We start from the raw sequence: 9416 nt of genomic DNA on the forward strand, positions 1-9416 counted from the left end.
CCGTCACCTCAAGATGGCCCTCAGGCGTCAAGGAAGGCGCAGAATTCGTCATCCCGACGATGCAGTAGACTGAAAGGGCCGTCAGGGGCGGAGCTTTTCCGAAGCAGGTCTTGCGATCTGCGAGGCGAAGCTCCGCCGGGCGGCGGAGCGGCCGCGCCGCCGCCCGCTTGCATTTTCGCATGCGGCCTGTGCGGGAATGCGCACGCCGCCTGTGCGGAAAATCGAAAAGACAATACTCCACGAAATCGGCTATTGAAGCCGAATATCTAAAGAGCGCTGTCCATCCTGATGTTCGTCCCGAGCTATGCTCGATCTTTCAAAGAGGACGCATCCGGCTGGCATCGTAGGAATACGGCGGCATATTTCCGGAATTGAATCTCACCGGCTGCCGGCTACCAAGAAACCGGAGCCTGATCTGAGTTCCTGGGAATAATCGCCGAATTCCCGCGATTAGAAAAACGTATTGCGGAGGGAGAGAAGAATGGAAGCGAATACTGGCGTCCTTATAGCAGGGGCGGCGCCGCCATCCGTCCATGACAGGACATCGCACCGTCTGGCTGGCTGGTCGAGCATGGTCGGCACCACGATCGAGTGGTATGATTTCTTTCTCTACGGAACCGCCGCGGCGCTCATCTTCAACAAGGTTTTCTTCCCGTCGCTGGATGCGATGACGGGAACGATCGCCTCCTTCTCGACCTTTGCCATCGGCTTCGTCAGCCGGCCTCTCGGCGGCATGGTGTGCGGCCATTTCGGCGACAAGCTCGGCCGGAAATCGATGCTCCTCGCCACCATCTTCATGATGGGCATTCCGAGCACGCTGATCGGCCTCATCCCGTCCTATGACAGCATCGGATACTGGGCGGCGGTCCTGCTCGTGATAATGCGCTTCATCCAGGGCTTGGCCGTGGGCGGAGAATGGGGCGGCGCGGTCCTCATGGCGGTGGAGCATGCGCCGGAAGGCAAGAAGGGGCTGTACGGCAGCCTGCCGCAGATGGGCGTCGGCGGCGGCCTCGTCATGTCGTCCCTCATGATGGCGCTCGTGTCGAAGCTGCCCGAGGAAGCCCTGTTCAGCTGGGGGTGGCGCATCCCCTTCCTCCTGAGCATCGTGCTGCTCGGCGTGGGCGTCTTCATCCGGCTGAAGGTTCCGGAATCGCCGGAATTCGAGAAGATGAAGGAAGAGGGACACGAGGTGAAGGCGCCGATCCTGGTGGTCATTCGCGAGCATTGGGACGGCATCCTGAAGATCGTGGGCGCAAGGGTGGTCGAGAACACGTGGTTCTACGTCGTGGTCACCTTCTCCCTGGCCTATGCCGTGAACCAGTTGAACCTGCCTCGCGCGGAACTCCTGAGCGCGATCACGGTAGGAGCGGCGCTGACGCTGGTGACGATGCCTTTCTTCGGCTGGCTGAGCGACAAGATCGGCGCGCGGTTCCAGTTCGGCATCGGCGTGGTGATCGTGGCGATGTACGCGACGCCGTTCTTCACGATGCTGGCCACCAAGGACATCACCATGGCCTGGTGGGCGATCGTGATCGGCTTGGCCGGGGTCTTCCCGATCCTCTATGCGCCGGAATCGATCCTGTTCTGCAACCAGTTTCCGTCCGAGGTGCGCTATAGCGGCATCTCCGTCTCGGCCCAGGTCGCCGGGCTCTTCGGCGGCGGCCTCGCGCCGATCGCGGCCACCTGGCTGCTGGCCCAGAACGGCGGCGATCCGCGCCTCGTGATCTACTATCTCGTCGCCTTGTCCGTGCTCGCGCTGGTGTGCACCGTGCTGATGCGGAAAGAGGCTCCCTGATCCTCCGTCCGCGGGCCCCCGGGCTCGCGGACAATCCAGGCGTCGTCACGCTTCGGCCTGCCCCCGCTTCTCAGACGCCCCGACCGGGCGTCCGAGGACCGGGGGCAGATGCGATCCAACAAAAAGACGCGATCCAACAAAAGGGGGGCTGCATGCGCAACAAGATCGTCACCGCCGCGGAAGCCGCTGCCGTCGTGCAGTCGGGAGACACCATCACCACCGGCGGCCTGGTCGGGATCGGCGTGCCCGACGCGCTTCTGGTCGCGCTGGAGAAGCGCTTCCTCGAGACCGGCGAGCCGCGCGACCTCACCCTGGTCTTCGCCGCGGCGCAGGGGGACGGGAGGGACCGGGGCCTCAACGCGGTCGCCCATGACGGGCTGGTCAAGCGCGCGATCGGCGGCCATTGGGGGCTGGTTCCGAAGCTCGGCCGGCTGGCGCTCGAGAACAGGATCGAAGGCTACAACCTTCCTCAGGGCGTCATCTCGCACCTCTTCCGCGACATCGCGGCCGGCAAGCCCGGCACGATCTCCGGCGTCGGCATGGGCACCTTCGTCGATCCCCGGCAGGACGGGGGCAAGATCAACGCCATCACGGCGGAAGACCTCGTCCGCGTGATGGAAATCGACGGGAAGGAATGGCTGTTCTACAAGGCCTTTCCGCTCAACGTCGCCTTCCTGCGCGGGACCACCGCCGATGCCAACGGCAACGTGACCGCCGAGCGCGAGGCCCTGGACCTCGACAATCTCGCCCAGGCGATGGCCGTGAAGAATTCGGGCGGGGTGGTCATCGTGCAGGTCGAGCGGATCGCGCGCGCGGGCTCCCTCCATCCGCGGCAGGTTCTCATCCCAGGCCCTCTCGTCGATTGCGTCGTCGTCGCCGAGCCGCAGCATCACTGGCAGACCTACGCGACCGTCTACAATCCCGCCTACAGCTCCGAGATCGCCGGCGAGGCGGATACCGGGACGATGGCCTTCGACGAGCGCAAGCTCATCGCCCGGCGCTGCGCGATGGAATTGCGGGCCGGCGCCATCGTCAATCTCGGGATCGGCATCCCGGAAGGAGTGGCCGCCGTCGCCGGCGAGGAGCGGATCGGCGAGTTCATCACGCTCACGGCGGAATCCGGCGTGATCGGCGGATTGCCGGCCTCCGGCCTCGATTTCGGCGCGGCGACCGGCGCGGAGGCCGTGATCCACCAGAACCAGCAATTCGACTTCTACGACGGCGGCGGACTCGACCTGACCGTGCTCGGCATGGCGGAGGCCGACGCGCAGGGGAACGTCAATGTCAGCCGCTTCGGGCCCAAGCTCGCCGGGTCGGGGGGCTTCATCAATATCAGCCAGAACGCCCGCAAGATCGTCTATGCCGGCACCTTCGCGGCCGGCGGCCTCGACATCGCGGTCGAGGACGGCCGGCTTCGCATCGTCAGCGAAGGCCGCTCCCAGAAGTTCCACGAGCGCGTCCAGCAGATCACGTTCTCGGGTCCTGTGGCGTCGGCCCAGGACAAGCCGGTCCTCTACGTCACCGAGCGCTGCGTCTTCCGGCTGGGGCCGGCGGGAATGGAGCTGATCGAGGTCGCGCCGGGAATCGATGTCGACCGGGATATTCTCGCCCTGATGAAGTTCAGGCCTGTCGTCCGGGACGTCGCCCTGATGGACCCTCGCATCTTCAATCCGGAGCCGATGGGGCTGCGCGACCGCATGCTCGACCTCAACCTTTCGGACAGGTTCGCCTACGATTCCGAGCGCAACATCCTGTTCATCAATTGCGAAGGGCTCCACATCCGGACGCTGGAGGATGTGAGAATCATGCGCGAGGCGGTGGCGACCCTGTGCCAGAAGATCGGGCGGCGGGTCGCGGTCGTCGCGAATTACGACGCCTTCCAGCTCGATGTGGAGGCGGCCGACGCCTATGCCGAGATGGTCCGCCACCTGGAGGACACCTATTACACCCAGGTCTCGCGCTATACGACGAGCGCCTTCATGCGCCTGAAGGTCGGCCAGATCCTCACGCGGACCGTCCGTCCGCACATCTTCGAAAGCAGGAACGAAGCGCAGGCGTTCCACGAGAACGTCTCCTGACCGGCTCCCGCGGAGGCGCCGCGACCGCATTCGTGGTCACGGCGCCGCGCGCACTCCCGACATTCCAGGTCCTTGCGAGCGCGACGCTCGACCTCGATCCGGCGAAAGGCAGAGATCCATGACCTACGAGCATATCGTCGTCGAGCGGCACGACCGGGTTGGGCTCATCACGATCAATCGGCCCAAGGCGCTGAACGCCTTCAACAAGCAGCAGACGGAAGAATTCCTGCATGCGATCGACCTCTTCGATCGCGATCCGAATGTCGGCTGCATCGTGGTCACGGGCTCCGAGAAGGTCTTCAGCGCCGGCTCCGACATCAAATGGATCCAGGACCGCTCGTACATGGATATGTATATGAGCGACCACTATTCCGCCTGGGATCGGCTGACCGGGGCGCGGACGCCCGTCGTCGCAGCCTTGGCGGGCTACGTCCTCGGCGGCGGCTGCGAGCTGGCCATGATGTGCGACGTCGTCCTCGCCGCCGACAGCGCGAAGTTCGGGCTGCCCGAGATCAAGCTCGGCGTGATGCCCGGCATGGGCGGCACGCAGCGCCTGGCGCGGGCTGTGGGCAAGGCGAAGGCGATGGATCTGTGCCTCACGGGCCGCATGATGGATGCGACGGAGGCGGAGCGCTCGGGCCTCGTCTCGCGCGTGGTGCCGGCCGCCGAGCTTCTGACCGTGGCGATGGAGGCCGCGGCGACGATCGCCTCGATGTCCCTTCCGATCGCCATGATGGCGAAGGAGAGCATCAACCGCGCCTACGAGACCACGCTGACCGAGGGCGTCCGCTTCGAGCGGCGCGTCTTCCACGCCATGTTCGCCACCGCGGACCAGAAGGAGGGCATGTCGGCGTTCGTGGAGAAGCGGAAGCCCGAGTTCAAGCACGGCTGACCGGACCCGGTCAGCTCCGGCGCATCCTGCCGGACCGCTGGCCGGCGGGCTCGTGATCGGAACCGAGAATCTCTTTGTAGGCGACGCTTCGGTGCTGCCGCGGCTCCCGACCGCGAATACGAACATTCCAACCATCATGATCGCCGAAAAGCTGAGCGATCATCTCCGCAAGCCGCGTTGAGCGCCCCGCGGCACGAAGAAGCCACGATGCGGTAGCCGCATCGTGGCTTTGCTTTGCTCGTGAGGGCGGATCGCCGCCGGCCGCAGTCTATTTGAACTGCCCCTTGGTCTCCGGGATGATGATGCTTCCCAGGAGATAGACCAGGAAGATCCCGACCGAGGCGACCGCGAGCGACATCGGGATGGCGGCCGGCGTCGGGCTCGCCAGGGAAACGACTGTCGGCATCATCCCGCCGAGCGCGAAGCCGATGTTCCAGGACAATCCCGTGCCGCTCGCTCGCAGGGCCGTCGGAAAGCGCTCGTTCAGGAAGATGAGAACGGGCGCATAGCCGGCATTGCCGATGAACGAGATGGCGAGGGCGTACAGGACGATCGTCGCCATGTCGGTGGTCTTGCCGAGCGCGAGATAGAGGAAGGGAAGAGCGACGATCGCGACGACCCCGACGAGCAGGAAGGTCTTCTTGCGGCCGATCTGGTCGCTGAGCAGTCCGATCGCGACCGCCGACACGAAGGCCGAAACGCTCGCAGCCATCAGGATGAGGGCGGCCGCATTGTTGGAGATGCCGTTGATCACCTTCAGGTAGGTCGGCAGATATCCCGAGGTCAGGTAGTATCCGGCGCCCCCGCCGAAGGTGATCAGGAGGTTCACGAGCAGGACGTTCCTGTATCCCGCGGAGAACAGGGCCTTGAGCGGCGATCCCGTCGGAGCCGAGGACTTCCTGGCCGCCTTCTCCTCCTGGAGCCTCTTGAAGAACGGCGATTCCTCGAGGTTGCGGAAGATGTAGAGCCCGAGAACGGCGCTCAGGAGTCCCGAGAAGAACATCACGCGCCAGCCCCACACCGAGAATTGCTCTCCGGGGAAAATCCACGAGGTGATGAAGAACACGATCGAGGCCATGAGCGCCCCGATGCCGGCGCCGCCGCCGCCGACAAGTCCCGACATGAAGCCGCGCCAGCTCGCCGGCACCGATTCCGTTCCGACCGTATGGGTCGAGGCCACGACGCCGCCGACGAAGATGCCCTGAACGAGGCGCATGATGATGAAGAGAACCGGCGCGATGAAGCCGATCTGGTGGATCGTCGGCAGGAGGCCGAACGCGGCGGTGCTGATGCCGACGCCGATCATGGCGACCAGCATCGCCCCCTTGCGGCCATGGGCGTCGGCGTAGTGGCCGAAGATCGCCGATCCGACCGGTCGCATGAGGAGCGTGACGGCGAAAGAAGCATAGACGGCCGCCAGCGACAGGGTCGGGTGGGTCGAGGGGAAGAACAGGGCGCCGACCACCGGGGCTACGTAGAGAAGAATGAACAGGTCGAACAGGTCGAGCGCCCAGCCCAGGGTCGATGCGATGATGGCGCTTCGCATGTGAGTCGCGTCGATCGGGGCTGCTTCGCTCTTGAGCTCGATGGTTGACATGGTGCGTTTTCCTCCGGTCGATTGCGGAGCCGCGTCGACGCGGCTCCGCGCGATGGCCGTCACCGGCCCGTGAACTTCGGCGTGCGCTTGGCGTGGAAGGCCTCGACGCCCTCGCGGAAGTCGTCCGACTGGCGCAGGCGCGAATAGCAGTGGCCCTCGAGCTCGATCGCGATCGCGAGCGTCGAGTCCTCGGTATCGTTGAGGAGCTTCTTGGCCGTGCGCTGGGCGATCGGAGAGAACGAGCGCAGCTCGTCGACGAGCTTGTCGGTCGCCTTTTCGAGATCGGCGTCAGCCACGCATTCGGTCGCGATGCCCCACTCGTAGGCCTGCTTGCCGGAGATGCGCTTCGAGCGCATCACGATGTCCTTGGTGCGCGTGATCCCGACGATCTTCTGCAAGCGGGCCGAGCCGCCCGAGCCCGGGATCTGGCCGAGCTTCTGCTCGGGTAGTGCGTATTGGCAGGTTTCCGAGACGATGCGGAAGTCGCAGGCGAGCGAGACCTCGAACCCGACGCCGAAAGTATAGCCGCGGTTGGCCGCGACGACGGGCTTCGAGCACCGGGCCGGCGCCGCCATGTTCCAGGCAAGCTTCGAGACGTGCTCGGGCGAGGCCTCGAGGAAGCCCTTGATGTAGCCGCCGGACGAGAAGTTCTGGCCTTCGGCGCGAAGCACGATGACCCGGACGCGGTCGTCCTCGTCGAGCGCCTCGAAGACCTTCCGGATCTGGTCGCGCTGGGGCATCTCGATGACGTTCATCGGCGGGCGGCAGAGGACGATGTCGGCGCGCTCGCGGGCGGCATCGATCTCGACCCGGAATCCGTCGAGGTTCTGCAGGCGCGGGTCGTTGTGCGTGGGCTCGGTCATGGGTCTCTTTCTCCGTTTGGAATGAGGGTGCGGATTCAGGCGGCAGCGTCGTTCGACGCGTCCGGCTCGTATTCGCCGGCGACAAGCTGGCGACGCAGCAGCTTGCCGACCGGCGATTTCGGGATGGCCTTCACGAACTCGAAGCGGCGCGGCCGCTTGAAGTTGGCGAGGCCGGAGATCTTGCAATGCTGGTCGAGTTCTTCGGCCGTGACGGGCCCCGAGCGCTGCACGAAGGCGACGACGATCTTGCCCCAGCGCTCGTCCCGCAGGCCGACGACCGCGACCTCGGACACGGCGGGGTGGAGCGAGAGGCAGCTCTCGATCTCGACAGGCGAGACGTTCTCTCCGCCGGTGATGATCATGTCATCGACCCGGCCCGTGACGTAGAGGTCGCCGTCCTCGTCGAAATAGCCGGTGTCGCCCGTGAAGTACCAACCCTGGCGGAGCGATTTCGCGTCGGCGTCCGGGCGGCGCCAATAGCCCTCGAACGCCTCGTCGCTGGCGAGAAGCGCGGCGATCTGGCCCTCTTCGCCGGCTGCGGCGCGCTCGTCGGCCGTCCCGGCGTCCAGGGGGACCACGCGGATGAGTTGATTGAGCCCCGCCTTGCCGGCGCTCCCGGGCTTCTTCGCGGCTTCCTGGTTGATGCTGAACGTATAGACTTCCGAGGAGCCGTAATGGTTGACGAAGAGTTCCGGCCGGAAAGTCTCGGTGAGCTTGGCCAGAAGCCCGTCGGTCATCGGGGCGCCCGCAAAGCCCAGCTTGCGCACGGAGGAGACGTCCGTCGCCGCAAAGGCCGGATGGTGCACGACGTCATGATAGAGGGTCGGCACGAGGTAGAGATTGGTGACCTTCTCGGCTTCTATGAGCTCGAGCGCGCGCTTTACGTCGAAGCGGGGCAGGCACACGAAGGTGCCCCCGATGAGCGACATGGCGAGGAGCGAGCGTACCCCCATCGTGTGGTAGAGCGGCATGACGCCGAGCGTGCGCTCGCCGTGTCGGTAGAGGTTCTGCCCGACATGGGCGATCGCGCTGGCCCGCTCCGCCCGGTGGCGGCGCGGCACGCCCTTCGGTTTCGAGGTGGTGCCCGAGGTGTAGAGCATCAGCGACCAGTCGTTCGCCGAGGCGCGGGGCGTCGCGGTCCTCGCGGCGCTCGCGATCATCTGTTCGAAAGCCGCGTCGCCGCGGGCTTCGGGGCCGACCGCGATCCGGGGCATGGCGGAGGCCCGGCCGCTGGCTGCGACCGCCTCCTGCGCGGCCGTCTCGAAGGCGATGGCCCTTGCGTCCGAATCGACCAGCGCGAACTCGACCTCGTCCGGCTTGGCGCGCCAGTTGACCGGCGTCACGATCACCCCGGCGAGCTGGCAGGCCCAATGCAGCGTCGCCGCCTCCCATCGGTTCCGCAGGATCGTCACGAGATGATCGCCGGGCTTCAGCCCGAGCCGGTCGAGGCTCGCAACCACCGAGGAGATTCGCTCGAGCCATTCGGAATAGGTCAGCCGGACATCGTCATCGACGATGGCGAGCGCGGTGGGGTCGCGCTCGACGCTGGCCAGGAAACTGGTGCCGAGATCAAACATGGGCGTTCTTCCCGTCGGCGCGGGGTGTTGCCCGCAATTGGTCCGCCGCATCGAGCGCGGCCGCGATGATGGGTGCGTAGCCGGTGCAGCGGCAGAGATGCCCGCCGACGACTTCCCGCACCTCGCTTTCGCTCGGATCGGGCCTTTCGCGCAGGTAGGCGTCGAGCGACATCAGGATGCCGGCGGTGCAGAAACCGCATTGCAGCGCGTGATGACGCCGGAAGGCGGCCTGGAGGATCGACAGGCGGTCGCTTGCAGGCGCGAGGCCCTCGACGGTCGAGACGTCGCGCCCTTCGAGCTGGACGGCGAGCGTCAGGCAGGCGCGCGCCGGCGCGCCGTCGATCAGGATCGTGCAGGCGCCGCATACGCCGTGCTCGCACCCGACATGGGTGCCCGTGGCGCCGAGGCCGTGGCGGAGCGCGTCCGTCGCCAGGAGGCGCGGTTCGGCCTCGATCTCGACCGGCCGGCTGTTGAGCGTGAAGCCGATGCGGTGGCGGTCGGAGGCGGCAAGTCGTCTCATCTCGGGCTCCCGTGGCCGTGCGCCGTCCGGGCTGCGGCTTCGTCGAGCACCTCGCGGCCGAGCTTGCGCACGAGATCGCGGCGCAGCCGGGCGC

Annotated in this window: 7 protein-coding genes and 1 pseudogene; 4 read left to right on the plus strand and 4 right to left on the minus strand. The window is 66.1% G+C overall.

Annotation, left to right across the window (positions count from 1 at the left end; genetic code table 11):
- The first annotated feature begins 481 nt into the window (after positions 1-481).
- The 4 genes and pseudogenes from PKD06_RS16840 to PKD06_RS16855 form a co-directional block, all read left to right on the plus strand.
- Positions 482-1795, plus strand: coding sequence for an MFS transporter (locus tag PKD06_RS16840; protein WP_324382133.1), 1314 nt, complete (start codon positions 482-484; stop codon positions 1793-1795).
- Between the two features lie 152 nt (positions 1796-1947).
- The gene (locus PKD06_RS16845) at positions 1948-3873 is read left to right on the plus strand and encodes an acyl CoA:acetate/3-ketoacid CoA transferase (protein ID WP_324382135.1); all 1926 of its coding nucleotides are present in this window, start codon (positions 1948-1950) and stop codon (positions 3871-3873) included.
- A gap of 118 nt (positions 3874-3991) precedes the next feature.
- Positions 3992-4765, plus strand: a complete 774-nt coding sequence (locus PKD06_RS16850; RefSeq protein ID WP_324382136.1) for an enoyl-CoA hydratase — start codon at positions 3992-3994, stop codon at positions 4763-4765.
- A 52-nt stretch (positions 4766-4817) separates the two neighbouring features.
- Positions 4818-4946, plus strand: a pseudogene (locus tag PKD06_RS16855) (GMC oxidoreductase); the annotation flags it as partial.
- An 87-nt stretch (positions 4947-5033) separates the two neighbouring features.
- Here PKD06_RS16855 and PKD06_RS16860 read toward each other — a convergent pair.
- From PKD06_RS16860 to PKD06_RS16875, 4 genes are read right to left on the minus strand one after another with little or no spacing between them, the layout of a single operon-like run.
- Complete coding sequence (locus PKD06_RS16860) at positions 5034-6362, minus strand: MFS transporter (protein ID WP_324382138.1); 1329 nt, start codon at positions 6360-6362, stop codon at positions 5034-5036.
- A 59-nt stretch (positions 6363-6421) separates the two neighbouring features.
- Positions 6422-7225 (minus strand): enoyl-CoA hydratase-related protein, encoded by an 804-nt coding sequence (locus PKD06_RS16865; protein WP_324382140.1) that lies wholly within the window; start codon positions 7223-7225, stop codon positions 6422-6424.
- Between the two features lie 35 nt (positions 7226-7260).
- Positions 7261-8802, minus strand: a complete 1542-nt coding sequence (locus tag PKD06_RS16870; protein ID WP_324382142.1) for an AMP-binding protein — start codon at positions 8800-8802, stop codon at positions 7261-7263.
- Positions 8795-9322: a (2Fe-2S)-binding protein gene (locus PKD06_RS16875; RefSeq protein ID WP_324382144.1), complete on the minus strand. Its 528-nt coding sequence runs from the start codon at positions 9320-9322 to the stop codon at positions 8795-8797. Before PKD06_RS16875 ends, PKD06_RS16870 begins: the two co-directional genes overlap by 8 nt.
- Positions 9323-9416: the final 94 nt, after the last annotated feature.

This window comes from Enterovirga sp. (assembly GCF_035325185.1).
Classification (GTDB): Bacteria; Pseudomonadota; Alphaproteobacteria; order Rhizobiales; family Beijerinckiaceae; genus Enterovirga.

Coding starts and splice junctions, on each gene's coding strand:
- PKD06_RS16870 (WP_324382142.1), bottom strand. CDS start 8,802: ATGTTTGATCTCGGCACCAGTTTCCTGGCCAGCGTCGAGCGCGACCCC.
- PKD06_RS16875 (WP_324382144.1), bottom strand. CDS start 9,322: ATGAGACGACTTGCCGCCTCCGACCGCCACCGCATCGGCTTCACGCTC.
- PKD06_RS16850 (WP_324382136.1), top strand. CDS start 3,992: ATGACCTACGAGCATATCGTCGTCGAGCGGCACGACCGGGTTGGGCTC.
- PKD06_RS16840 (WP_324382133.1), top strand. CDS start 482: ATGGAAGCGAATACTGGCGTCCTTATAGCAGGGGCGGCGCCGCCATCC.
- PKD06_RS16860 (WP_324382138.1), bottom strand. CDS start 6,362: ATGTCAACCATCGAGCTCAAGAGCGAAGCAGCCCCGATCGACGCGACT.
- PKD06_RS16865 (WP_324382140.1), bottom strand. CDS start 7,225: ATGACCGAGCCCACGCACAACGACCCGCGCCTGCAGAACCTCGACGGA.
- PKD06_RS16845 (WP_324382135.1), top strand. CDS start 1,948: ATGCGCAACAAGATCGTCACCGCCGCGGAAGCCGCTGCCGTCGTGCAG.